The sequence below is a fragment of the Streptomyces sp. NPDC000229 genome (assembly GCF_040300825.1).
Classification (GTDB): Bacteria; Actinomycetota; Actinomycetes; order Streptomycetales; family Streptomycetaceae; genus Streptomyces.
Map to the genome: position 1 here is coordinate 13368 of NZ_JBEPEL010000059.1, position 22726 is coordinate 36093.

23 protein-coding genes and 1 pseudogene are annotated in these 22726 nt (G+C 70.8%); 12 read left to right on the forward strand and 12 right to left on the reverse strand.

The genetic code is table 11. The features are described 5' to 3' along the window. Positions 1 to 319 precede the first annotated feature (319 nt). Positions 320 to 670: a PRC-barrel domain containing protein gene (locus ABT360_RS24950; RefSeq protein ID WP_351820581.1), complete on the forward strand. Its 351-nt coding sequence runs from the start codon at positions 320 to 322 to the stop codon at positions 668 to 670. Positions 671 to 1027: 357 nt separating this feature from the next. Here the strand turns inward: ABT360_RS24950 and ABT360_RS24955 are convergent, their stop codons facing one another. Genes ABT360_RS24955 through ABT360_RS24965 form a run of 3 tightly spaced genes read right to left on the reverse strand, consistent with a single transcriptional unit; the run spans position 1028 to position 2509 of the window. Continuing rightward, positions 1028 to 1504: an anti-sigma regulatory factor gene (locus ABT360_RS24955; protein WP_351820584.1), complete on the reverse strand. Its 477-nt coding sequence runs from the start codon at positions 1502 to 1504 to the stop codon at positions 1028 to 1030. Beyond that, a complete protein-coding gene (locus tag ABT360_RS24960; RefSeq protein ID WP_444852321.1) occupies positions 1488 to 1634 on the reverse strand; it encodes a hypothetical protein in 147 nt (48 codons plus the stop codon). The genes ABT360_RS24955 and ABT360_RS24960 overlap by 17 nt, the downstream gene beginning before the upstream one ends. Beyond that, complete coding sequence (locus ABT360_RS24965) at positions 1631 to 2509, reverse strand: STAS domain-containing protein (RefSeq protein WP_351820587.1); 879 nt, start codon at positions 2507 to 2509, stop codon at positions 1631 to 1633. Before ABT360_RS24965 ends, ABT360_RS24960 begins: the two co-directional genes overlap by 4 nt. Positions 2510 to 2776: 267 nt before the next feature. Here ABT360_RS24965 and ABT360_RS24970 point away from each other — a divergent pair, with 267 nt between their 5' ends. Continuing rightward, positions 2777 to 3139 carry a MarR family transcriptional regulator gene (locus tag ABT360_RS24970; RefSeq protein WP_351820590.1) on the forward strand — a complete coding sequence of 121 codons (363 nt, stop codon included), beginning with the start codon at positions 2777 to 2779 and terminating at the stop codon, positions 3137 to 3139. A 222-nt stretch (positions 3140 to 3361) separates the two neighbouring features. Here the strand turns inward: ABT360_RS24970 and ABT360_RS24975 are convergent, their stop codons facing one another. Beyond that, positions 3362 to 3853 (reverse strand): MarR family winged helix-turn-helix transcriptional regulator, encoded by a 492-nt coding sequence (locus ABT360_RS24975; RefSeq protein ID WP_351820593.1) that lies wholly within the window; start codon positions 3851 to 3853, stop codon positions 3362 to 3364. A 103-nt stretch (positions 3854 to 3956) separates the two neighbouring features. On the opposite strand from ABT360_RS24975, the gene ABT360_RS24980 reads away from it, so the two are divergent. Next, positions 3957 to 5126, forward strand: coding sequence for a PP2C family protein-serine/threonine phosphatase (locus ABT360_RS24980; RefSeq protein ID WP_351820596.1), 1170 nt, complete (start codon positions 3957 to 3959; stop codon positions 5124 to 5126). Positions 5127 to 5408: 282 nt separating this feature from the next. Here ABT360_RS24980 and ABT360_RS24985 read toward each other — a convergent pair whose 3' ends face one another. Further along, positions 5409 to 5849 (reverse strand): ATP-binding protein, encoded by a 441-nt coding sequence (locus ABT360_RS24985; RefSeq protein ID WP_351820598.1) that lies wholly within the window; start codon positions 5847 to 5849, stop codon positions 5409 to 5411. Positions 5850 to 6121: 272 nt separating this feature from the next. Between ABT360_RS24985 and ABT360_RS24990 the strand changes: the two genes are divergently transcribed. The 3 genes from ABT360_RS24990 (at position 6122) to ABT360_RS25000 (ending at position 8143) form a co-directional block, all read left to right on the forward strand. Next, positions 6122 to 6319, forward strand: a complete 198-nt coding sequence (locus ABT360_RS24990; RefSeq protein ID WP_351820600.1) for a hypothetical protein — start codon at positions 6122 to 6124, stop codon at positions 6317 to 6319. Positions 6320 to 6534: 215 nt separating this feature from the next. After that, the gene (locus tag ABT360_RS24995; protein ID WP_351820602.1) at positions 6535 to 6711 is read left to right on the forward strand and encodes a hypothetical protein; all 177 of its coding nucleotides are present in this window, start codon (positions 6535 to 6537) and stop codon (positions 6709 to 6711) included. A 253-nt stretch (positions 6712 to 6964) separates the two neighbouring features. Next, positions 6965 to 8143 carry a PP2C family protein-serine/threonine phosphatase gene (locus ABT360_RS25000; protein WP_351820604.1) on the forward strand — a complete coding sequence of 393 codons (1179 nt, stop codon included), beginning with the start codon at positions 6965 to 6967 and terminating at the stop codon, positions 8141 to 8143. Between the two features lie 300 nt (positions 8144 to 8443). Here ABT360_RS25000 and ABT360_RS25005 read toward each other — a convergent pair whose 3' ends face one another. Then, a complete protein-coding gene (locus ABT360_RS25005) occupies positions 8444 to 9277 on the reverse strand; it encodes a rhomboid family intramembrane serine protease (RefSeq protein ID WP_351820607.1) in 834 nt (277 codons plus the stop codon). A 251-nt stretch (positions 9278 to 9528) separates the two neighbouring features. On the opposite strand from ABT360_RS25005, the gene ABT360_RS25010 reads away from it, so the two are divergent. Further along, positions 9529 to 12357 (forward strand): SpoIIE family protein phosphatase, encoded by a 2829-nt coding sequence (locus ABT360_RS25010; protein ID WP_444852322.1) that lies wholly within the window; start codon positions 9529 to 9531, stop codon positions 12355 to 12357. Positions 12358 to 12431: 74 nt separating this feature from the next. Here the strand turns inward: ABT360_RS25010 and ABT360_RS25015 are convergent, their stop codons facing one another. The 3 genes from ABT360_RS25015 to ABT360_RS25025 all read right to left on the reverse strand — a co-directional run bounded on the left by ABT360_RS25015 (position 12432) and on the right by ABT360_RS25025 (position 16408). Beyond that, positions 12432 to 13754: an aldehyde dehydrogenase family protein gene (locus ABT360_RS25015; RefSeq protein ID WP_351820610.1), complete on the reverse strand. Its 1323-nt coding sequence runs from the start codon at positions 13752 to 13754 to the stop codon at positions 12432 to 12434. Between the two features lie 188 nt (positions 13755 to 13942). Next, complete coding sequence (locus ABT360_RS25020; protein ID WP_351820613.1) at positions 13943 to 14869, reverse strand: NADP-dependent oxidoreductase; 927 nt, start codon at positions 14867 to 14869, stop codon at positions 13943 to 13945. Between the two features lie 39 nt (positions 14870 to 14908). After that, positions 14909 to 16408 carry an MFS transporter gene (locus ABT360_RS25025; protein WP_351820616.1) on the reverse strand — a complete coding sequence of 500 codons (1500 nt, stop codon included), beginning with the start codon at positions 16406 to 16408 and terminating at the stop codon, positions 14909 to 14911. Between the two features lie 168 nt (positions 16409 to 16576). On the opposite strand from ABT360_RS25025, the gene ABT360_RS25030 reads away from it, so the two are divergent. Further along, a complete protein-coding gene (locus ABT360_RS25030; protein WP_351820619.1) occupies positions 16577 to 17047 on the forward strand; it encodes a MarR family winged helix-turn-helix transcriptional regulator in 471 nt (156 codons plus the stop codon). A 332-nt stretch (positions 17048 to 17379) separates the two neighbouring features. Further along, positions 17380 to 17499 (forward strand): annotated as a pseudogene (locus ABT360_RS25035) (lasso peptide biosynthesis B2 protein); the annotation flags it as partial. A gap of 70 nt (positions 17500 to 17569) precedes the next feature. On the opposite strand, the gene ABT360_RS25040 reads toward ABT360_RS25035, so the two are convergent. After that, entirely contained in the window at positions 17570 to 17695 is a 126-nt protein-coding gene (locus ABT360_RS25040) for a hypothetical protein (protein ID WP_351820622.1), read from the reverse strand. Between the two features lie 241 nt (positions 17696 to 17936). Here ABT360_RS25040 and ABT360_RS25045 point away from each other — a divergent pair, with 241 nt between their 5' ends. Continuing rightward, positions 17937 to 18713: an alpha/beta fold hydrolase gene (locus tag ABT360_RS25045; RefSeq protein ID WP_351820625.1), complete on the forward strand. Its 777-nt coding sequence runs from the start codon at positions 17937 to 17939 to the stop codon at positions 18711 to 18713. Between the two features lie 106 nt (positions 18714 to 18819). Here ABT360_RS25045 and ABT360_RS25050 read toward each other — a convergent pair whose 3' ends face one another. Further along, entirely contained in the window at positions 18820 to 19479 is a 660-nt protein-coding gene (locus ABT360_RS25050) for a response regulator transcription factor (RefSeq protein WP_351820628.1), read from the reverse strand. Further along, the gene (locus tag ABT360_RS25055; protein WP_351820631.1) at positions 19476 to 20732 is read right to left on the reverse strand and encodes a sensor histidine kinase; all 1257 of its coding nucleotides are present in this window, start codon (positions 20730 to 20732) and stop codon (positions 19476 to 19478) included. Before ABT360_RS25055 ends, ABT360_RS25050 begins: the two co-directional genes overlap by 4 nt. Before the next feature lie 133 nt (positions 20733 to 20865). On the opposite strand from ABT360_RS25055, the gene ABT360_RS25060 reads away from it, so the two are divergent. Together ABT360_RS25060 and ABT360_RS25065 are read left to right on the forward strand one after the other, a co-directional pair. Continuing rightward, positions 20866 to 21774 (forward strand): ABC transporter ATP-binding protein, encoded by a 909-nt coding sequence (locus tag ABT360_RS25060; RefSeq protein WP_351820634.1) that lies wholly within the window; start codon positions 20866 to 20868, stop codon positions 21772 to 21774. Continuing rightward, positions 21771 to 22631 carry an ABC transporter permease subunit gene (locus tag ABT360_RS25065; protein ID WP_351820637.1) on the forward strand — a complete coding sequence of 287 codons (861 nt, stop codon included), beginning with the start codon at positions 21771 to 21773 and terminating at the stop codon, positions 22629 to 22631. Before ABT360_RS25060 ends, ABT360_RS25065 begins: the two co-directional genes overlap by 4 nt. Positions 22632 to 22726 lie beyond the last annotated feature (95 nt).

The window sequence follows — 22726 nt, forward strand, 5'->3', positions numbered from 1 at the left end:
ATCAATAAACAGGTGGAAACAGTTACAAGAGTGAGAATTCAGACATTCGATCGGACCGTCACCGGGCCGGGAGGTGTCACCCCGGGGCAGGGCAGCGAGAGACCCCGCCGCGACGGGGGAGACACGGCGGGGTCCTGCCGCCCGTATGCCCGTCCCGCCACACATCCACACCTGCGCCCGTTCAACTGGGTGCCCGAGACACTCCTCATCCCTCCTCATCCCTTCGGGGGACATGTGGAATCCGGGGTCCGGGGCACCAGGAGCGAACAACGCGCACGCTGTTCATCCGGGCCTTTCAGGGACGCGAAGGAAAGCACTCATGAGCGAGAACATCTGGGAGTATCACCCGGCCGCGGGGCACGTGGACGGAGCCCTGCTCGTGGGCTACGAGGTGGAAGCGACCGACGGGAACATCGGCAAGGTCGACAAGCACTCCGACGAGGTCGGCTCGGCGTATCTCGTCGTCGACACCGGTCCGTGGATCTTCGGCAAGCGCGTGCTGCTGCCGGCCGGCACGGTGACCGAGATCAATCTGGAAACGCACACGGTCTTCGTCGGCCGCACGCGGGAGCAGGTCAAGAACGCTCCCGACTTCGACCAGGACAAGCACCTCGACGACCCGGAGTACCACCGCGTGATCGGTGGCTATTACGGCACTCCGGCCATGTGACGGTGGATGGTGAGGGCGGGGCGACACCGGATGGTGGCGCCCCGCCCCTATGCCTGGGCCCATGGCCAGCACGGCGTGCCGGTCACCGGGTGAGGCGGACCGCCTGGGCGAGCGTGTCGTCGGGGTGCAGGGCGTGGGTGACCGCCCGCTGGACGGCTGTCGCGGCTTCGGGGCCGTGTCCCAGGCCGTCGAGGACCAGTCCGGTCCTCCAGGCCGGCGCCCAGCGTGTGGGTGGCGGTGTGTCCGCCGGTGAGACTCAGGCCAATGGCGGCGATGACCGGCCCCCGGTCGACGCCGACGACGACCATGCCGTTTCCGGCGGCGGCCGGTTGGAGACTCGGCATCCCGGGGCAGGGGTCACGGGCGCGAGTCCCAGCGCACCGCGACGATGGTGGTTCCCTGTCCCGGTGTGGTCCGGACGTGGAATTCGTCCATGAGACGGCGAGCGCCGCCCAGCCCATGGCCGAGACCGGATCCGGTGGTGTACCCGTCGATGAAGGCCGTGTCGAGGTCCGGGATCCCGGGCCCCTCATCGGTCACCGACAGCTGCAGTCCGATCCGGCCGGCGCTTTGAACGGTCTTGAGCTCGAAGGTACCGCCGCGCCCGTGGACGTAGGCGTTGCGTGCCAGTTCACTGGCGGCGGTGACGACCCGGGTCTGGTCCACCAGGCCGAAGCCGACGCGCAGCGTGGCGGCCCGCACCGCATGCCGTAGGGCCAGCAGGTCCTCCTCGGAGCGCAGGGGCTGCGCGGTGACGGTGTCGCTGTGTTCCGGTTCCGCAGAGGCGGAGGACGTGGTGGGCGGCGTTTCGTCCAGGTCACCATGGGGGAGCATCGGCAACCCCTTCGGTCGGTTCACCGGTGCAGGCTATGGCGTACTCGTCGTCGAGCTCGCTGAGCAGGCCCGTCACCAGGACATCGCCCAGGCGCAGGACGGGTACGCCTGCGCCGACGCGGGCGCTCACCGGGTCGCCGCGGAACCGGCCTGCCGGGCAGGCTGCTCGGTCAGGACCATCGCGGTGGCCAGTGCGTCAGCGAGTGTCGCCCGGGTGAGAATCGTGGACAGGTCGATGCCCAACTCGGCGATGATCTGGGCGATCGGCGGGCGGATGCCACTGATCAGGCAGTCCGCCCCCATGAGGCGTACCGCATTGACGGTCTGCATCAGGTGGTGGGCCACCGCGGTGTCCACGGTGGGGACACCGGTGATGTCGATGATCGCTACCTGAGCCTCGTCCCGCTGGATCGCCTCCAAGAGGTTCTCCATGACGACTTGGGTGCGCGTCGTGTCGAGCGTACCGATGAGGGGTACCGCCAAGATCCTGTCCCACAGGCGCACCACAGGGGTGGACACCTCGAGCAGCTGGCGGTTCTGCCTGCGGATGATCTCCTCGCGCCCCTCCGCATAAGTCTCGAACGACAGGGCGCCGGCGGTGTCCAGAAGCCGGTTGACCAGCAGCGCAGTTGAGTAGAGAGCGTCGGCCTCGCGAGTGGAGTGCTGTACCGCCTCGAGCAGTGCCTCCTTCAGAGCCAGCACGGCGAGGGACGTCGCCGTGGGCGTGGCCCCGTTCCGGGCCCGGCGGAGAGACAGCTCGATGATCGCTTGGTGCAACACCCGCTGGGTAGGGACAAGACGTTCCGCCGGCTGGTCGCTCTCCAGGCCGGAACGCAGCGCGTCGACGAGTGCGTCAGCCTCCTCACGAAGCTCGGCCTCGGTCATCCCGTGTCCGAGCGCGGCCTGCTCCAACTGCAGCTGCACCCAACGATCGGCCACCTTCTCGGGCTGCTCCCGCAAGGCCGCGAGGACATGGACGCGAGCCTCTGGCTCTCCGGCGTTCATTTCCCTCCACCTTCGCAATAGTTGCCGCGCGGCAAATGTACCCCGCCTCTGAGGGCCGCCGAAACCCGCGGAGGCAGGCATGTCGCCGCCGGTGCAGGGCACCAGGACGGAAGCAAACAGGCAGGAACCCACCCCGAGCGGTAAATGAGCGACAGGGACGCAGAGACACCCGGGACAGGCGGGCAAGGGGCCAGGGCGACGGCCCGGCCAGACGCCGACGTAGCGGAAGCGGCAGCCGCGCTGGTCGCTCTGTGTGAGTATGCGGACGTGCATGCTCCCGCCCCCGCTCCTCGCCTGACGCTGCGCGCTCTGGCGGCGGTCGAGAGGTCCGCGACGCTGGGGCTCGCCGAGCTGGGGAGGGCGTTGGGCATCGCTCCGGCTTCGGCCAGCCGTCTGTGCGGGCGCCTGGAGAGCGCGGGGCTGCTGGCCCGGCGCTCCCATGCGGGTGACCGCCGCAGGGCGCGGCTCGTGCTCACCTCGGCGGGCGCGGAAGCGGTGGAGGGCCTGCGGGCTCACTGTGCGAGGACTGTCGCCGCTGCCCTCCCGCAGTCCGCGGCTCAGCTCAAAGCCGTCAAGGAAGCGTGTGACATCGCGCGTGAGCGACTGCGCAGGGCGGTGATCGAGCGCTGAAGCCCCTGGAACCCGCGGAACGGGTGCGGACCCGCCAGGCATCGATTCCTGCGGGCGTCAATCACTTAGACCATGGAAACTGTTGCCGTTTGACAACTGTACGTCGGAGGAAACACCCTTACGTGATGCGGGTCCGTCTGCGGCCCCGACCTCCGGTCGCACGCTCGAGAACAAAGGCAGGTGAACCTGTGAAGCGGACGACGTGCCGACCCTGTCCGAGGGTCAGGCAGACTCCGCTGCGTCACCAGCGGCTTCCGAGGCGGCGTTTTCGACGGCAAGGCGGAAACTGCTCAGGCCGTCCGCGAGTGCTGCGCGCTCCGCCGGTGGCATGGCGGAGATGACGTCGAGGAGCGCGGTTTCGCGGCGGGCGCGCAGGTCCTTCAGGTAGCTGTCCCCGCGGCTCGACAGGCGCAGCTCGAGCTCCCGCCGACTGGCCGAGCTCGGAGACCGTTCGACGAAACCCAACGCGGCCAGGCGATCACACATCCGGCTCACCGAGGACGGCGCCGATCCGAGCACCTCGCCAAGGGTGCGCAGATTGATCGGCTGGTCCCGGTCCAGGATGAACAGCACACGCAGCTGCGAGGAGGACACCGGTGCCGGCGATGCCATGTCCCGACCCTTGTTCCACAGCACCTCAAGCAGCTCGATGACCTCTCGGGCGGCATGTGCGGCAGCATCCCGGTCGGCGCCTGGAGAAGTCTCGGAATGCATGCCCTCAACTGTGACACTTTGCAACGGCCTTGTCAGTCTCTGAGACATAAGAGGCCATCCGCTCCTTTTGTTCATTCTTTCCTGAACAGGTGGTAATCGAACGGTGGACAGATTCTCGGCTGTGGAACGCGCGCTGCGCGGAGCTCCTCCCCACGCCCTCTTCGAAGCGGTGCGGGACGCGCTCGTCACCCACTACACGGCCGCCTCCGTCGACCTGCTCATGGCCGATTACGCGATGACCATACTGCAACCCGTCAACGCCCTCCCTTACACCGCTGAGCCCGTACCCGTCCACGCCAGCGCTCCCGGACGCGCCTTCGGGTCCCAGCGCCCCCACGTGGAGAGACCCGCGCGCGCCACCGAGGTGGTGATCGCGCATTTCCCCGTCAGCGTCCGCGGGGACCGAATCGGCGTCCTCACGGTCTGCCTCCCCGAGGTCCACTACACGCCGCAGACCCAGCAGGAACTGCAGGACATCGCGGAAATCCTGGGCCACGAGATCGTCGTGGCCGAACGCGACACCGACTTGTACCTCCAGGCCCGCCGGGCGACCCGACTCACCCTCGCCGCCGAAATGCAGTGGCATCTGCTGCCCGGCCGCTCCTGCACACGGCCCGAGTACGAGATCGGCGCCCAGCTCGAGCCCGCCTATGCGATCTACGGTGACAACTTCGACTGGTCCACCTCCGCCGACCACCTGACCCTCACCGTCACCAACGGCATGGGAGAAGGCATCGAAGCCGCTCTTCTCACCAATCTCGCCGTCAACGCACTGCGCAACGCCCGCCGGGCCGGACTGTCACTCACCGACCAGGCCTTCCTCGCCGACCAAGCCATCTACGGCTACTACCACGGAGCCGCCCACCTCTCCGTCCTCCTCCTGAGCTTCGACCTCGCGACCGGGCAGGTGGAGATCGTGGACGCCGGATCGCCGCGGATGTGGCGCCTGAGACAGGGCAAGGCCGAACCGATCGAACTCGACGCGCAACTTCCGCTCGGCATGTTCGAAGACACCATTTACACGGCTCAGCCGTTCACCGTACTGCCCGGCGACCGCCTGTTCTTCATCAGCGACGGGGTCTACGACGTCGCCTCACCGGCCGGAGAGCGCTACAGCGAGAGAGCCCTCACCCGTGCCATGACCGCCACCCGCCTGCTTCCCCCCTCGCAGGTGCCCCGGGCGGTGCTCCAGGAACTCGCCGGACACCGAGGGCCGATCGACGCCCAGGACGACGCCATGGTCGTCTGCCTCGACTGGCACGGCCGTCAGTAACGATCACTGCCTGGCCGGCACGATCACTCTCCGGCCGACCGGTGCGACCGCGACCGCGGACAGGAGTCCCGGTCGGTGCTCGTCGGCGCCCCAGGCACACTCCGAAAGGGATCTCGGCGCTCTGCCCGCCAGCGCCGCCGAGGCCTTGGAAGAGCGACGCCGACCTGTCTCCGGGGGCCTGGGGAGCGGATGGCCGCAAGGCGGCGCGCACGCGCCATCCGCGTCCACGCGCAGACGTCAGCAGGAGATGTGCCCGGGACGTACCACGCTGCCCATTCGGATCTACCACGGCAGAAACGCATGGATCTCTTTGCCGCCCCGCTCCGGCAGCACGCTGACTTCCCGGGCGAGAGCGTGAACGATGTGCCAGCCGAGCCCGCCTGCCCCCTGGCTCGGCCGGCAGGGCTGGGGCGCGGGCGGATCGGGGTTACTGTCCCAGACAGCCACGTGCACTCCGTCGAAGGTACGACGTACGCGCACCATGAAGGGCCCCGGAGCGTACTGGATGGTGTTGGATGCCAGCTCCGTGACGACCAGCAGGACGTCGTCCCGGCTTTCCGGTGCCGTGGGCGGATCGGAGTGCGCGAGCGTGTCGAGGAACAGGCCTGCCGCCAGTCGTGCGTCGGTGACATTGCCGATGTCCCCGTCGAAACGAGCGGTGAGACCTTCGGCGACTTCGGGATGAAACGCGCTCTGGTCGTCCCTGAGCGGCCCGGTGGTCATGTCACTCTCCCGTCTCTTGTGCACGATGGCGCTTTGCCCGCAGACGTACTCCTGTTCCCTGTTGCGGTGGACCTAGTCGTATCGGGCGCTGGGCCGACGGGGTCGTCTGTCCGGCGTCAATGTCCTTCTCGGGCGGTCGTGCCGGTCAAGTGGGCAGGTCGCAGGGGGATACGGGGACGGCATGGGGCGCTCAGCGGCTGGGCCGTGTCGACGAAGCAATCACGGGTATCCGCGCACTCGGCCGGCAGGAGTGCACCAACCACGGAGGCTCAATGGACATCGCCCGTATCGCGCCCACCCTGGCTCTCGCCACGGCCTTCCTCGTCCTCGCCGTCCTCATCGCCTCCCTGTGTCTGCTGAGCGACCACCGCGAGCGCTGGGCGAACACCCGTGCCGCCCGACTCACCGACCACACACACGAGGGCGGCCACTCCCGGGGGGCGATGCGGTCCCCCTCCCACAAGGCGTAATGCACAAGGCGCAAGGCATAGCGGCCACGCCGTACCGTGGCCGTGGCCGCCCGGTGCCTACGCGGGTCAACGCCCTGTCCGCCGAGCCCGAATCCGAGCCCGCGCCGCGGCGGCTGCTCGGAGGACGGCGGGTGACCGGCCTCGTGTCCCGCCCCGCCGCGTATGCGGCCGACGGTTCGGGGCACATGGGTGTCACTACTACGGAAGGGACACCCATGCTGGGCATAGCAGCGGCGGTACTGTTCTTCATCGCGTTCGTGATCAATGCTGGGCAGATCACGACCAACGACGTCTTCTCCTCCAGCAACATCATGCTGATCGGGCTGGGGCTGCTGGCTTTGCACGTGGCCGGCGTCGGCAGCGGCTGGGCCGGCCGGGCTCGGAGACGCTGACTCGGCGGTGCGGTGGCGTCGTCACCGCACCGCTTTCAGACCACCCTCGCGCCTCATCCCGACGCCGACCCGTCTCGTGGGACCGGTGCCGGTTCAGGGGGCTGCTCCTCCGCTCCGCTCCGCCCGGCCGATCGCGCCGAGAACCGACGTTCCTGTGGATCTAGACTGGTGCTGACACCAGTAAGGAGAGCCGGCCCAGGTAGGGCGTACCCGGCCAGAACGGCGCTCCGGAGCTTGAGGAAAGCGGTAAGCCGTGGACAGAATCGCTGCCGTCGACCTGGCCCTGCGGGCCGGCGCGCCTCACACCCTTCTCGAGATCGTGACGGTCGCGTTGACCGAGCTGTACGGAGCCGACCGGGTGGAGCTGCGACTGGCCGACTACGGCATGCGGTCACTCCAAGCCGTCGAGCGGGTGCCATGGGCCACCGACCCGGTGTCCATCTACGACAGCCCGCAGGGCCGTGCCTTCGGGTCGCAAGAGCCGTACATCGTGTCCGAGGGCTCGACCGGCAAGGTCGACGTGCACCTGCCCGTCACCATCCGCGGCGACCGGATGGGCGTTCTGTCGATAAGCCTGCCGGAGGAGCCGGCCGTAGAGTCCGTGCTGCCCGAAATGCAGCACATCTGCGAGGCGCTCGGCCACGAGATCCTGGTCGCCGAGCGGGACACCGATCTCTACGCACTGGCCAGGCGCGCCGCCCGTCTCACCCTGGCCGCCGAGATGCAGTGGCAGCTCTTGCCGGGGCGCGCCTGCTCCCGCACGGAGTTCTCCCTCGGTGCCCACCTGGAGCCCGCCTATGCCATCCTCGGCGACAACTACGACTGGTCCGTCTCCGCCGATCACCTGACCCTCACCATCATGAACGGCATGGGGGAAGGAATCGACGCCGCGCTCCTGACGAACCTCGCCGTCAACGCACTGCGCAACGCACGCCGTGCCGGCCTCGACCTCGCGGGCCAGGCCACCCTGGCCGACCAAGCCATCTACGCCCAGTACCAGGGCCGCAGCCATGTGTCGGTCCTCCTGCTCCGTTTCACTCTCGCCACGGGGCAGGTCGAGGTCGTCGACGCGGGGTCACCCCGGGCGTGGCAAATGCGGTCGGGCGAGGTACAGCCGCTCCAGTTCGAAGGGCAGTTGCCGCTGGGCATGTTCGAGGACAGCGTGTATACGCCGCAGCACTTCACGGTGCGAGCCGGTGATCGGCTGCTGTTCGCCAGCGACGGGGTGTACGACGTGCCCTCCTCGGTGGGGGAGCGGTACGGAGAACGGGCCCTGGCTCGCTCGCTCACCGCCACACGCCTGCTTCCCGCGCCCCAGGTACCGGGCGCCGTACTTCACGAACTCGCCACCTATCACGGCGAGACGCCGCTGGACGACGACGCGCTGGTGGTATGCCTCGACTGGCACGGCCCTCTGGACGGGGCGGGGTGAGCGGGCCGCTTGCCCCGTCCCGCGCGCCCGCAGCGGACGCGACGAACGAGGCCCCTGGCCCCTGGAAGAAGAAGTGACAGCCCGGGAACAGCTGCTGCCCGAGCAACTGTTCCGAGCCGCCGGCCCAGGTCGTCAACGGGGCGACGGGCACCACGGTGTCGTCCTCTCCGCCGAAGAGCGAAGGGCCCAGACGTCCTCGTCCTCCGGCAGGGCGCGGGGCCTTGTACGCCGAGTCGCCGAGCCGGACGGGCGCGGGCAGGCCACGCCGCGCGAGCTGGGCGATCATGGGACGGACGGTCCTCACCCGGCCCCCCAGGGCGTGCCCGGCCGCGCCTGTCTGCCCCACAGCATGCCCTGGGGCTCGGGTGGCGGCGGCGTGCCCCGGCGCAACGGCCAGGCGATCAGCATGCCCGCCACAAAACCGATCACATGCGCCACATACGCCACGGTGCCCGCCTGGGAGACAGCCGCCCCGTACGAGTACACCGCTTGAAGGCCGAACCAGAGTCCCAGCACCGACCAGGCGGGCAGGCGCAACGGCAGGAAGATCAGGAAGGGCACCAGCACCCAGACCCTGGCCCTCGGAAACAGCACCAGGTAGGCGCCCAGGGCACCGGCGACCGCACCCGACGCGCCGATCAGCGGAGCTCCCGAGTCGGCGTTGACCAGCGCGTAACCGTACGTGGCGGCGAAACCGCAGACGCCGTAGAACAGCAGGTAGCGCACATGGCCGAGGCGGTCCTCGACGTTGTCTCCGAAGATCCACAGGAACAGCATGTTGCCGAGCAGATGCAGCCAGCTGCCGTGCAGGAACATCGCGGTCAGGGCGGACAGCGGCGGTGACTTGTCGTAGGCGGGCGGGCCGACCACACAGCCCGGGCCCGACGGGCCCACGCCCACCCCGCCCGTGGGTACCAGGTGCGGCAGGCGGTCGTGGATCAGCTCTCGGGGCACGGCCGCCCACTGGTCCAGGAACGCCTCGAGGCGGCACAACTGCACCAGCCCGCTCTCACCGGTCACCGAACCGGCCGCGCCGGGGGTACGCAGGAAGACCACGAGGTTGGCGACGATCAGCGCGTACGTCACCCAGGGGACGCGGCGCGCCGGATTCACGTCATGAACGGGGATGACCACAACCGATCATTTCCCGGTCACCGCCGCCTGAATCCGGCCACTCCCTGATCGCGGTACTCGCGCATCGGCTCTGGAAGTCACCGACAATGGATGAGTGCGGCACGGCGCCGGCCGACGAGGCCGGCGCGGGAGCGGCCTTCGCACGGGACCGGGCAGCCCGTGGACCGTGTGCGGGCGGCGGAAAGGGGGAAGCCACCGCACCACGCCCGTGGTACGGGTCTGCCGGCACCTCTCCTCCGGTGTGGAAAGCGATGGAGCAATTGGCCAGGAAGGGAAACGGGCCTTTCCGCCCGAACCATCGGTCACGAGACCGCTTCGGACGACGCGAGTCCGACGGCTCGCGTCGTGGTTCCACGTCAGGGCTGCGCTCCCTGCTGAGCCTGCGCACCGCCGCCGGGCAGGTGTTCCTGTTGCAGGTCGTGATCGTGCTCCTGCTGGTCGCGGCCGCGGTGACGGCCGTGGTGATCCAGGCCAACCGTGCGAGCGGGAGGGAGGCCGAGCGCCTGTCGGTGACGGCGGCCCAGTCGTTCGCGAACGCCCCCGGCACGGCCGAAGCCCTGAACAGCCGGAATCCGACGGCCATCCTGCAACCTCGTGCCGAGGCGGCCCGCAAGACGGCCGGCGTCGACTTCCTCCTCGTCATGACCACCGACGGCATCCGCCTCACCTACCCCGACCCGAAGGAGATCGGGAAGAAATTCGTCGGCACCATTCAGCCGGCGCTCGAAGGCCGCACCGTCGTCGAGCGGGCCGGCGGGCCGCCACTGCCCGCGGGCACCGGCACGGCCGTGCAGGCGGTGGTCCCGGTGGTCGGTGCCGACGGCTCCGTCGTCGGCCTGGTGTCCGCCGGGATCACGGTGGAGAACGTGAGCGACCTGGTCGAACGGCAGCTGCCGCTCATCCTCGGCGCCGGCGCGGCCGCGCTGGTGCTCTCCACGGCCGGGACCGCACTGGTGTCACGACGGCTGCGGCGGCAGACGCACGGCATGGGCCCGGCGGAAATGACCCGGATGTACGAGCACCACGACGCGGTGCTGCACGCCGTGCGGGAAGGCGTGCTGATCACCGGCGCGGACGGCCGGGTGCTGCTGGCGAACGACGAGGCGCGGCGGCTGCTGGACCTGCCGGCCGACGCGGAGCGGCGCCCGGTGACGGAGCTGGGCCTGGACGGCGAGACGGCGCGGCTGCTGTCCTCGGGCGACCCCGTCACGGACGCGGTGTGTCTGGCCGGGGGCCGGCTGCTGGCGGTGAACACACGGCCCACGGCTCCGTACGGGGGCCGGCCCGGCAGCGTGGTGACGCTGCGGGACACCACGGAGCTGGCGACGGTCACCGGCCGGGCGGAGGTCGCGCGGGAGCGGCTGAAGCTGCTGTACGACGCGGGCCTGCGGGTGGGCGCCACCCTGGACGTGACGCGCACCGCCGAGGAACTGGCACAGGTGTCCGTACCCCAGTTCGCCGACGTCGTCACCGTGGAACTGCTGGACGCCGTCCTGCGGGGCGAGGAGCCACCACCCGGGACGAGCACCGAGTTGCGCCGTACCGCCGTCCACGGCCCGGAAGGGGGCCGCTCCCTTCCCGTCGGCGAGCTGGTCCGCTTCGCGCCCACCGGTCCCGTCGCCGCCGCGATGGTGAGCGGCGGGGCAGTCCTGGAGACCGGTCCGAGGGCCTCCGACGACTTGCGGGCCGACCAGGACCCCGAGCGTGCGCCGCGGGTGATGGACCGGGGCCCCCACTCCCTCGTCGCGGTGCCGATGCGGGCGCGGGGCGTGCTGCTGGGAGTGGCGAACTTCTGGCGGGTGAGCGCCTCACCACCGTTCGAGGAGGAGGACAAGTCCTTCGCCGAGGAACTGGCGGCCCGGGCGGCCGTCGCGATCGACAACGCCCGCCGCTACACCCGCGAGCACACCATGGCGGTCACCCTGCAACGCAGCCTCCTGCCCCGGGGGATACCCGAGCACAACGCCCTGGAAGCGGCCTACCGCTACCTGCCGGCCCGGGCCGGGGTGGGCGGTGACTGGTTCGACGTCATCCCGCTGTCCGGCGCCCGGGTGGCACTGGTGGTCGGCGACGTCGTCGGCCACGGACTGCACGCCGCGGCCACCATGGGCCGGCTGCGCACCGCCGTGCACAACTTCTCCACCCTGGACCTGCCCCCCGACGAACTGCTGAGCCACCTGGACGAGCTGGTGGCCCACATCGACACGAACGAGGAGGCCGCCGAGGAGCAGGACGGTCAGGGGATCACCGGCGCCACGTGTCTGTACGCCGTCTACGACCCGGTCTCCGGGCGGGTGGCCGCCGCCACCGCCGGTCACCCCGGGCCCGCGGTCGTCCACCCCGACGGGAACGTCACCTTTCCCCGCATGCCGGTCGCCCCGCCACTGGGCCTGGGCGCCGGGTTGCCCCTCGAAAGCGCTGAGCTGACCCCGCCCGAGGGCTCCAAGCTGGTGCTCTACACCGACGGGCTCTTCGAGGACCGCGGCCGCGACCTCGACGACGGGCTGGAAGCCCTGCGTACTGCCCTGACCGGGGCCGACCGCACACCGGAGGACACGTGTGCCGCGGTGGTCGAGGCCATGCTGCCCGCCCAGCCGAGCGACGACATCGTGCTGCTGGTGGCCCGCACGCGCCGCCTCGACCCCGCGGACTTCGCCGAGTGGGACGTACCCCGCGACCCGGCCGCGGTGGCCCCGGTCCGCACCGCATGCGCCCGCCGCCTGGCGGACTGGGGGCTGGAGGACATCTCCTTCGCCACCGAACTCATCCTCAGCGAGCTGATCACCAACGCCGTCCGCTACGGCGGCGATCCGATCACCGTCCGGCTTCTGCGCGGCCGCAACCTGATCTGCGAGGTCTCCGACGGCAGCAGCACCTCCCCCCACCTACGCCGGGCCAAGGCCACCGACGAGGGCGGTCGTGGACTGTTCCTCGTCGCCCAGTACGCCGAACGCTGGGGCACTCGCTACACCCCCGAGGGCAAGGTCATCTGGACCGAACAATCCCTCGACGGCGGTGTGGCGGAACCCGGCGGGTCTGCCGACGCCCTCCTCGACCAATGGAGTGACGAAGCCCTCTGACGTCCCTGGGCCCGGTCCGAGCCCTGCCGCATGAGCGCGTCGGCCTGCCGCCCCCGAGCGGGACGCGAGGCGGATCAGCCGAGGGGGCCGGGGGAGAGGACGGCTTTGCGGTGGCTGAAGGTCTCGATCGAGTAGCGGCCGTGATAGCTGCCCATGCCGCTCTCCCCGACGCCGCCGAACGGCAGGTCGGAGACGGTGAGATGGGCCAGCGGAAGGCCGAACCCCAGGCCGCCCGAGGAGGTTTCGGCGGCGATCCGCTCCCGGGTGGTGGCGGAGTCGGTGAACGCGTACAGGGCCAGCGGCTTGTCGCGGTCGTTGATGAAGGCGATGGCCTCGTCGAGCCCGGCCACCTCGACGATCGGCAGGATGGGGCCGAAGATCTCTTCCCGCATGACGGGAGCGTCCGGGGGCACCTCGGCCAGGACGGTGGGGGCGATGTACTTCGTCGCGCGGTCGTGCGCGCCGCCGGTGACCGTGCGGCCGGAGGAGAGCAGGGCGGTCAGCCGGTCGAAATGGCGTGCGTTGACGATCCGGCCGTACTCGGGGGAGGCGGAGGGGTCCGGCCCGTACAGCCCCTCCACAGCCTTGGCCAGTGCCCCCTCCAGAGAGCGCGCGGTCTCGGGGTCGGTGAGGACGTAGTCGGGCGCGACGCAGGTCTGACCGGCGTTGAGGAACTTCCCGGCCGCGAGGCGGGCGGCGACGGTGTCCGGATCGGTGCCCCGGTCCACGAACACCGGTGATTTGCCGCCGAGTTCGAGGGTGACGGGAGTGAGGTGCCGGGCGGCCGCGGCCATCACGATACGTCCGACCGTGCCGTTGCCGGTGTAGAAGATGTGGTCGAAGCGCTGCTCGAGCAGGGCGGTGGTCTCCGGTACGCCGCCTTCCACCACGGCGACCGCGTCGGTGTCGAGGTACTGCGGCAGGAGGCGGGTCAGGGCGGCGGACGTGGCCGGGGCCAGTTCGCTGGGCTTGGCGACCACCGCGTTGCCCGAGGCGAGGGCACCCGCCATCGGAGCCAGCAGCAGCTGGGCCGGGTAGTTCCAGGGGGCGATGACCAGCACGACGCCCAGCGGGTCGTACTGCGTCCAGGCATGCGCTTCTCCGAGGAAGGCGGGCACCGGGGCCGGCTCGGGGCGCAGCCATCCGTCCAGGTGCTCCACGGTGTGGTCGATCTCGCGTACGACGAAGTCGATCTCCGTGCGGTAGGCCTCGGTGGAGCTCTTTCCCAGGTCGGCGTGGAGCGCCGCGGCCAAGGTCTCCCCCTGCTCGGTGAGCAGGTCACGCATCCGGTGCAGCTGCCCGGTGCGCCATGCCACGGGCTTGGTCCTGCCGGTACGGAAGGTGGTGCGCAGCCGTGCGACGAGTTCGGCGGGCTGCTCGGGTGCGGAGTGGTTCATGGTGTCCTCGGGGGTGCGGTACGTGGGCGGGGGTGCTGCGCCGGCCGCCTCCGGCAGGGGTGAAGCCGGCCGGGCGGTCACCGGGGAACGGCCGGCCGGCTTCCTCGCGCGGGGGTGCGAGCCGGACGCGGGGGAGGGCGTGGCCCGGCATCGCGAGAGGCTTGCCGGAGTCCAGCGCGCGGTGTGGCTCAGGCGACGGTGACGATCACCTTGCCGCGGGTGTGGCCTTCCCTGTTGAGCCGCTGTGCCTCGGCGGCCTGCTCGAGCGGGAACGTGGCGGCCACCTCCACGCGCAGCTGCCCCCGCTCCGCGAGGACGGTGAGCGCTTCGAGGTCCTGGCGGTCGGGGCGGACGAAGACGTACCGGCCTCCGAGGCCCAGGACGGCGCCGTCCGCGACGGAGGCCAGCCGGCCGCCCTCGGCGAGCAGCCCGGGGGAGGTCTTCAGGGCCTCGCCGCCGATCAGGTCGAGCACGGCGTTCACACCGTGGGGCGCCAGGGCGCTGACGCGGTCGGTGAGCCCCTCGCCGTAGGCGACCGGGTCGGCGCCGAGTCCGCGCAGGTAGTCGTGGTTGCGTTCACTCGCCGTCCCGATGACGCGGGCGCCGAGCGCTCGGGCGATCTGGACCGCCAGCGAGCCGACACCACCCGCCGCGGCGTGTATCAGCACGGTGTCACCGCGGCCGACGTTCAAGGCGCGGGTAAGCGCCTGGTACGCGGTGAGACCCGCCAGCGGGATGCCGGCGGCCTCCTCGAAGGAGAGGTTGCCGGGCTTGCGGGCGAGCGTCCGGATCGGGGCGGCGACGTACTCGGCGAAGGTGCCCCGGGAGACGAAGTCCTCCCGGACGTAGCCGATCACCTCGTCACCCGCAGCGAACTCGGTGACCCCGACTCCGGCCTCCTCGACCACGCCCGCCACGTCCCAGCCGGGGATCACGGGGAAGACGGTGTCCATGACGCCGTCCAGGTAACCGGCCTGGATCTTCCAGTCGACCGGGTTGACGGAGGCGGCCCTGACGCGCACCAGCACGGTGTCCGGGCCGAGCTTCGGCTTCGGGACGTCGCCGTACTCCAGGACGTCCGGGCCGCCGTAGGTGCGGTAGGTGATGGCCTTCATGGTGGTGCTCCTTCTGTGTGGTGACGCCGACCGAGGGGGTCAGGCGGTTGCGGTGGCGGCGGTGGACTCGGTGACCGGCTTGGTGACGGACAGGTGTTCCGCACGGGGTGCTTTCCGCCCCGGCTTCAGACCGACCAGTGCGATGGTCAGCACGAAGGCGAAGGCGACACCGGCGATGATGAAGCTCAAGGTGAACTGGCTCTCGGCGGGCAGCGGCGGCACCCCTGCCGGCAGGTTCCCGATGGTCCGGGAGGCGAGCAGCGTCGTGACCAGCGCGCTGCCGATCGCGCTGCCGACCGAGCGGGAGATGGAGTTGATGCCGTTGGCGATGCCGGTCTGGTGGGGCGGTACTCCGGCGACGATCAGCGCGGGCATCGAGGCGTAGCCGAAGCTGATGGCCACTCCGACAGCCATCCCGGCGCCGATCACCGAGGGGGTGGAGGAGTGTGCGCCGGCCAGCCACGCGAAGCCGGCCATGCCGATCGTCGCGCTGAGCGCGAGGGTGAGGCGTGGGCCGATCCTGCGGAGCAGCAGGCCGCCGAACTGGGCGGCGACGAGGGAGGCGATCGTGCTGGGGAGCAGGTACTCGACAGAGGCGCGGAGAACGGACGCGCCGAAGCCGTAGCCCGCGACGTCCTGCGGTGTCTGGGCCAGAGAGGAGACGCCGAGGAACTGGGCGAACATCCCGAAGCCGACGAAGAGGCCGGCGAGGTTGCTGAAGAGCACCGGGCGGTGGAGGAACATCCTCATGTCGACCAGTGGTTCGCGCACGCGGGTCTGGGTGAAGGCCCAGACACCGGCCATGACGGCCGCTCCGGTGAAGGCGCCCAGAGTGCCGGTGGACGTCCAGCCCCACTCGTGGCCCTGGGAGACCGGCAGCAGGAGCAGGACCAGGAAGAGCCCGAGGGTGAGCGCGCCGAGGAGGTCGGTGCGTCCTCCGGTCCCGGCGCGGCTTGCCGGTACGACGAGGACGACGGCGAGGAGCGTCACCAGAGCGAGCCCGGCGGCCAGCCAGAAGACGGGGTGGTAGTCGGCGTTCTCGCCGCGGGTGAGCAGGCCGGTGGTGACCAGCGCGAATCCGCTGCCGAACGCCAGGGTGCCGCTGACCAGTGACATCGCCCCCGGCAGCCGGTGGGCGGAGACCTCCTCGCGGAGTACCGAGAGCGCGAGCGGGAAGATCGCCGTGGCAGCGCCCTGGAGAACGCGGCCGACGATCAGCCAGAGGAAGGAGTCGGTGGTGGCCGCCAGGACCGAGCCCGCGATCATCACACCCAGCACGCCGATGAGCGTCGGCTTCTTCCCGCGCTGGTCGCCCAGGCGCCCGAGCAGGGGCGTGAAAACGGCTGCGGAGAGCAGGGTGGCGGTCGTCACCCAGCTGACCTCGGCGGCGCTGCTGCCGAGGCTGCTTCCGATCAGCCCGAGGATCGGGACCACCAGTGTCTGCATCATCGACACGACCATGGCGGCGAGACCGAGGACGAGGACGATTGCGACCTCACGTCGGTGTCGGCCGGGCGGCGGGGCAACGGGGTGGGGCACGGGCGCTCTCTTCGGTGCGAGGCGAGTCGGTACGAGCCGAGGAGCCGGATCGCCGGGGGACGGAACTCGGCTCGGACAGGTAGATGCTTGAGGCAGTCAAGCAATGTGAACGACGGTAAAGTCAATAATTGAGGATGTCAAACGTTGAGGTTCGCCTAGACTGGAGGCATGCCCCGCACCTCGGCCCAGCAGCAGGCCCCCGCAACCCCTGATCCGCAGGAGGGTGACCCCACCCACGACGCTCTCCTGGAACGCCTGGCCCGTGCCGCCGCCGGTTACTACCGGGACCTCGCCGCGGCGGCCGCGGTGCAGGGGCTCACCATGACGCAGGCCAAGATGCTCATCCTGCTGCGGCAGCCTCTGCCCATGCGCGCCCTCGCCGGACTGCTCGCCTGCGACGCCTCCAACATCACCGGGCTCGTCGACCGGCTGGAGGCCCATGGTCTGGTCTCCAGGCACCCCAACCCGGCCGACCGTCGGATCAAGACCGTGGTCGCGACGGAGAAGGGCCTGGAGGCCGTCCAGCTGATCCGCGCCGATATGCGGGCGACCTCGGCGGCCTTCAACCGTCTCGACGACGAGGGCCGCCGCGACCTCTACGAGCTGCTCGGCCGTCTGCACCCCGACCAGCCGGCCTGATCACGGCCCGGGCACCCTCCCGTGCCCTGCCCTCCCCACCCGCAGCACGCGGGCGCCTCCGCCGGGCAGAGGTGAACTCGGCGGCCCGGGAGGCGAGAAGTTGCCACGGTCTTCCGGACCGCGAGGCGACGCCCACCGTCGTGGAGGCAACGCGGCGCTGCGCGTGCCGGTGACGGCGCATGCGTCCGGGCGGCCCTGGCCGGTCGGTTGCCAAAGTGATCCCGGCGGCCGCCCTTCCTCACGGGGCTGCCCGAGCACCACCCGCCCGGCGACGACCGGGTCGAAGACAGATGGCCGCTGCCTGCCAATGGGGTACCTGACCCACCTGGTGCAGTGGTGCACGTACGGCCCCGTTCAGGGCGCACGCCTGGGTCGAGGCCGACGGACGACCCGTGGGCGAACGCTCGGACACCCGCACCTACCGGGCCTTGCTCTCCGTCCCCCCGCCCTGAGAATGCGCGGGGAGGCGGCGGTCCGGTGATCGCGCCGCCGCCCATGGCCCGGAAGCCGTGCCTCGGACAGTCAGACCGCCAGGCAGGAGGCCGCGGGCACCTTGGAGGGGACGGTGATCGAGGAAGGGTCGACGAGGGTGGTCAGGTCACTGGCCGAGGTGGCGGCACAGTCGACCAGAGCGGTGGGGCCTGGCACGGCGGATGCGATGGAAGCCGTGGCCCCGAGGAGCACGCCGGTTCCAAGGACGTGGGACGTCGCTGTTCCTGACGTATTACGCACCGGCGCTCACCCGGCCGACGGAGCGGGAGCGCTGGTCGGGGCGGGTCCCGCGTCGGCTCCGGCCCGGAAGCGTTACTGCTGCGAGCGTGAGCGCCCAACGGTGCCGGGGGCGACCCGGGACGTGGAGACCACCAGTCAGCGCATACAGTCTGGTTGCATGACACTTGCTCATGAGGTGACCGGCGACGGGCCCGCGGTGGTACTGCTGCACTCCGGCGTGTGCGACCGGAGGATGTGGGATCCGCAGTGGTCGGCCCTGGCCGACGCCGGGTACCGGGTGGTGCGTTGCGACTTCCGGGGCTTCGGCGGGACCCCCTTGACCGGCCGGCGTCACAACGACGCGGAAGACGTGCTGGACCTGCTGGACGCTCTCGGCATCGACCGGGCGGCGCTGATCGCCTCCTCGTACGGCGGACGCGTCGCGGTGGAGATCGCCGCACGCCGTCCGGAGCGGGTGACCGCCGTGGCCTTGTTGTGTGCAGGGCTGCCCGGGCAGGAACCCACCGACGAACTGCGTGCGTTCGGTGCCCGGGAGGACGCGCTGCTCGAAGACGGGGACGTCGCCGGGGCCGTGGAGCTGAACGTGAACACCTGGTTGGGGCCCGACGCCGGTGAGGCGGTCCGGGAGCAGGTGCGCGAGATGCAGCGGCACGCCTTCGAGGTGCAACTGGCCGCGCCCGAGGGAGCCGGCCGGATCGAGGTGGAGTTCGACCTGTCAGCGATCGAGGCGCCCTGTCTTGCTGTCTCGGGCGGCCGGGACCTGCCGGACTTCCGGCAGCCCGCGGCCGGGCTGCCGGATGTGCTCACCGACGCGCGGCACGTCGAACTGCCCTGGGCCGGTCATCTGCCCAGTCTCGAACGGCCTGCTGAGGTGACGGACCTGCTGGCCGGCTTCCTGCGTGCGACGATCCCTGCCGTCCGCCAGGCGTCTTGAGGCCCAGCCCGGGGGCAAGGGCTGTCACCGGGCATGCCAGGCACTGAAGTGCTCGGACGTCGCGGGTACGCCCTTGCTCCGGTTACGCCCTGCTCCGGTGCGCCACTCAACGGGGCGGCGCCACGAGCCCCACCTCGTACGCGAGGATCACGAGCTGCACCCGGTCGCGGGCGTCCAGTTTGGCGAGAAGCCGGGTCAGGTAGGTCTTGGCGGTGGCGACGCTGATGCACAGCGCGGCGGCGATTTCGGTGTTGGACAGGCCCTTGCCGACCAGGGTGAGCACCTCGCGCTCCCGGGCGGTGATGCCGCCGAGTTCAGCCGGGCGCGGAGGCGCCGACGTACGGCGGGCGGTGAATTCCTTGATCAGACGGCGGGTGACACCGGGGGCGATCAGCGCGTCTCCGGCGGCGACGATCCGCACGGCGGCGAGGATGTCGTTGAGGGCCATGTCCTTGACCAGGAATCCGGACGCGCCGGCGTCCAGCGCGCCGTAGACGTAATCGTCGTCGTCGAAGGTCGTCAGGACGACGACACGCGTGGAGTTGCCGCTCGTGGTGATCAGCCGGGTCGCCTCGATTCCGTCCGTACCGGGCATTCGCAGGTCCATCACCACGACGTCGGGCGCGAGTTCCTCGGTCAGCCGGACCGCTTCGGCGCCGTTCGCGGCCTCGCCCACGACCTCGATGTCGGCGGTCTCGGTGATGACCATCAGCAGGGCGGCACGGACCAGCGGCTGGTCGTCGGCGAGTACCACACGGATCGTCATCGGGCTCCCGTCGTCGTCTCGGCCGCAGTCGTCGTGGACAGCGGCAGCCGGACCGATACCAGGAAACCGCCCCCGGGTCGCGGTCCGGCGGTGAAGTGGCCGTCCATCAGCGCGGACCGCTCCCGCATGCCGACCAGACCGTATCCGGTGTCCGTGTCGGTGCCCCCATGGCCCCTCCCGCGATCGGAGACCTCGATGGCGAGCTCCTCCTCGCCGTAATGGACGCCGACCCGGCAGGAATCGGCGCCCGAGTGCCGTACGACATTGGTCACCGACTCCTGGATGATCCGGAACGCCGCGAGGTCGACGTCCGCGGGCAGCGGGCGGCGCCGTCCCCGCCACACCACCTCCACACGTACACCGGCGGACGCGGTGGCCACGGCGAGCTGCTCCACGTCCGCGAGGCCCGCCGCCGGCCGCAGGGGTGCCCGTCCACCTTCACCGTCCTCGTCGGCGGCGTCCTGGTCCTCGTCGGCCCGGCGCAGCGCGCCGAGCATCCGGCGCAGTCCGGACAGCGCCTCGCGGCCCGCCTTCTCCACGGTGAGCATCGCCTCGCGGGCCTTGGCCGGCTGGGTCTCGACCACCCGGGCCGCGGCTCCGGCCTGCAGGGCGATGATGCCGATGCTGTGGGCGACGGTGTCGTGCATCTCGCGGGCGATGCGCAGCCGTTCGGCCGTGACGGCCTGTGCGGCGGCCCGGGTGCGCAGCTCTTCGGTATGGGCACGCGCCTGATGCGCCGAGTTCCCGATGAGCCAGGCGATGACCACGGTCAGGGCCACGTACGGCTCGGAGGAGGTGCCGGATTCGTCCCCGGCGGCCTGCCGGAGGAGGAGGTAACCGGCGAGCACACCGAGCGCTCCCGCAGCCGCGACGAGCGAACACCGCCGGGACCGGGTGGCCGCCACGTGACCGAGGGCGACGTCCACCCCGAGGAACTGCGTCGGCGGGATCTCGTCCTGTCGCCAGGCCACCGTCGAGACGATCGTGCCGGCGACGACCAGTCCGTACGCCACCGAAGTCCGGCCGCGCAGCAACGCACAACCGGCCACGACCAGCACGAAGGCGAGAGCGAGCAACGCCTGGGCGGCGAACGCGTCCAGGCCGTGCCGCGGATAACTGAGGGAGTACTCCCGCCGCGGCGGAAACACGACGTACTCGACGATGGGGTGCACGGCCGCCGTGAACCACACCGACCCCGTCCACAGGCCCGGGGGTACGCGCTTGAGCAGGGGCGGAGGCGGCGAGACGGACATGCCGTGATCGTATGCGGCCACGCGGAGCCGGTCATCGGCCCACGGTTGTACGACCACGGTCGACACCCGGGCTCACCGATTGCCGGCGACGGTCCGACGACGGGCGGAGCCGCCGACCGGCACCGTTGTCCCCGTGATCGAAGTCAACGAGCTCACCAAGCGCTACGGCGGCACGACTGCCGTCAGGGACCTGACCTTCACCGTGCACCCCGGCCACGTGACCGGGTTCCTCGGGCCGAACGGCGCGGGCAAGAGCACCACGCTGCGGATGATCCTCGGGCTGCAGGAACCGACCAGCGGTACGGTCACCGTCGACGGCCGGCCCTTCCCCGCCCGCCCACGCGGCCTGCGCCATGTCGGCGCCCTGCTCGACGCGCACGATGCGCACGGCGGGCGCAGCGCGGCGGCACAGCTGTCCGCCCTGGCCCGCGGCAACCGCATCCCGCAGCGCCGGGTGGGGGAGGTGCTGGAGGAGGTCGGCCTCGCCGAGGTCGCGCGGCGCCGTATCGGCGGATACTCACTCGGCATGAAACAGCGGCTCGGCATCGCATCCGCCCTCCTGGGTGACCCCCCGGTCCTGCTCTTCGACGAACCGCTCAACGGCCTCGACCCCGAGGGCGTGAAGTGGGTGCGCGAGCTGTTCACACGGCTCGCCGCCGAGGGCCGCACCGTGTTCGTCTCCAGCCACCTGATGTCCGAGATGGAGCACACGGCCGACCAGTTGATCGTCATCGGGCGAGGCGAACTGATCGCGGCGGAAAGCCTCGCGCAATTCTCCGCCCGCGGCGCTCGCCGGAGCGTCACGGTCGGCACACCTGCCGCGCCCGTCCTGCGGGACCTGCTGACCGCCGAAGGCGCCACCGTCCACGCGGAGGGCGACCTGCTCACCGTCAACGGGCTGACCGCGCACCGGATCGGCCAGCTCGCCCTGGACCACCGCATCCCGCTGCACCACCTCGACACCCGGTCCGCCTCACTGGAGGAGGCGTTCATGGAACTCACCGCCGACAGCGTCCAATACGCCGCAGGAGAACCCCGATGACCGCCACCAGAACCCCACTGCTGCCCTACGTGCCCGTCGGCGAACGCCCCACCGACCCCCGCGCCCGCTTCCTCGACCTGGTCGCCGCCGAGTGGGTCAAACTCCGCTCCCTGCGCTCGACCTGGGTCGCCTACGGAACCACCGCCCTGGCCGTCATCGCGTTCAACGCGGGCACCGCCCACGACACGTACAACCACTGGAGGGAACGGACCGCGGACGAGCGGGCCGGCTTCCTCGCGGACGGCATCCCGCTCCAGGAGGCCTTCACCTCGAACGCCGCCATGGTCATGATGCTCGCACTCGGCGCCATCGGCGCCCTCACCATCACCGGCGAATACAGCACGGGCACCATCCGCACGACCTTCGCGGCCGTTCCGGCCCGAGGCTCCGTGATGGCGGCCAAGGCCGTCGTCGTCACGGCGGTCGCCACCGCCTTCGGCGCCTTGGTCGCGGGGGCCTCGTTCGCCTGGACCCAGGCGATCCTCGACGGCAGGGGCGTGGGCGTCCCGATCGGTCACCCGGGTGCCTGGCGCGTGGTGCTGGCGTCCGCCTTCCTCGCCCCGGTCTGTGCCCTGGCCGGCCTGGCGCTCGGCACCGTCATCCGGCACACCGCGGCCACCACGACCGCCTCCGTCGTGGTCCTCCTCGTACTGCCGATGGTGCTCACCGACGGCCGCCACTGGTCCGCCGTCGCCGGGCACGCCCTGCCCTACCAGGCATGGCTCCGGCTGGTCGCGGTCGACGACGCCCCGACGACGTACCCCTGGACGACCGGCGGAGCCTGGACCGTCTACGCGGTGTGGGCGCTCGTCTCTGCCGCGGTCGCCGTCACCGGCGTGCGGCGGCGGGACCAGTAGTCGGCCCCGGTGCCGAGCAGGGCGACAGCGGCGGCATCGCCGTCGCTGTCGCCCAGATGCTGTTCTCGCAGGTCGGCGGGTGCGGCGTAAGCAGT

Excerpts from the sequence above, each read along its gene's own strand:
- ABT360_RS24950 (WP_351820581.1), top strand. The coding sequence starts at position 320 with ATGAGCGAGAACATCTGGGAGTATCACCCGGCCGCGGGGCACGTGGAC.
- ABT360_RS24975 (WP_351820593.1), bottom strand. The coding sequence starts at position 3,853 with ATGCATTCCGAGACTTCTCCAGGCGCCGACCGGGATGCTGCCGCACAT.
- ABT360_RS25055 (WP_351820631.1), bottom strand. The coding sequence starts at position 20,732 with ATGTCCGTCTCGCCGCCTCCGCCCCTGCTCAAGCGCGTACCCCCGGGC.
- ABT360_RS25030 (WP_351820619.1), top strand. The coding sequence starts at position 16,577 with ATGCCCCGCACCTCGGCCCAGCAGCAGGCCCCCGCAACCCCTGATCCG.
- ABT360_RS25050 (WP_351820628.1), bottom strand. The coding sequence starts at position 19,479 with ATGACGATCCGTGTGGTACTCGCCGACGACCAGCCGCTGGTCCGTGCC.
- ABT360_RS24995 (WP_351820602.1), top strand. The coding sequence starts at position 6,535 with ATGCTGGGCATAGCAGCGGCGGTACTGTTCTTCATCGCGTTCGTGATC.
- ABT360_RS24965 (WP_351820587.1), bottom strand. The coding sequence starts at position 2,509 with ATGAACGCCGGAGAGCCAGAGGCTCGCGTCCATGTCCTCGCGGCCTTG.
- ABT360_RS24955 (WP_351820584.1), bottom strand. The coding sequence starts at position 1,504 with ATGCTCCCCCATGGTGACCTGGACGAAACGCCGCCCACCACGTCCTCC.
- ABT360_RS24985 (WP_351820598.1), bottom strand. The coding sequence starts at position 5,849 with ATGACCACCGGGCCGCTCAGGGACGACCAGAGCGCGTTTCATCCCGAA.
- ABT360_RS25065 (WP_351820637.1), top strand. The coding sequence starts at position 21,771 with ATGACCGCCACCAGAACCCCACTGCTGCCCTACGTGCCCGTCGGCGAA.
- ABT360_RS25015 (WP_351820610.1), bottom strand. The coding sequence starts at position 13,754 with ATGAACCACTCCGCACCCGAGCAGCCCGCCGAACTCGTCGCACGGCTG.
- ABT360_RS25045 (WP_351820625.1), top strand. The coding sequence starts at position 17,937 with ATGACACTTGCTCATGAGGTGACCGGCGACGGGCCCGCGGTGGTACTG.
- ABT360_RS25010 (WP_444852322.1), top strand. The coding sequence starts at position 9,529 with ATGGAGCAATTGGCCAGGAAGGGAAACGGGCCTTTCCGCCCGAACCAT.
- ABT360_RS25020 (WP_351820613.1), bottom strand. The coding sequence starts at position 14,869 with ATGAAGGCCATCACCTACCGCACCTACGGCGGCCCGGACGTCCTGGAG.
- ABT360_RS24990 (WP_351820600.1), top strand. The coding sequence starts at position 6,122 with ATGGACATCGCCCGTATCGCGCCCACCCTGGCTCTCGCCACGGCCTTC.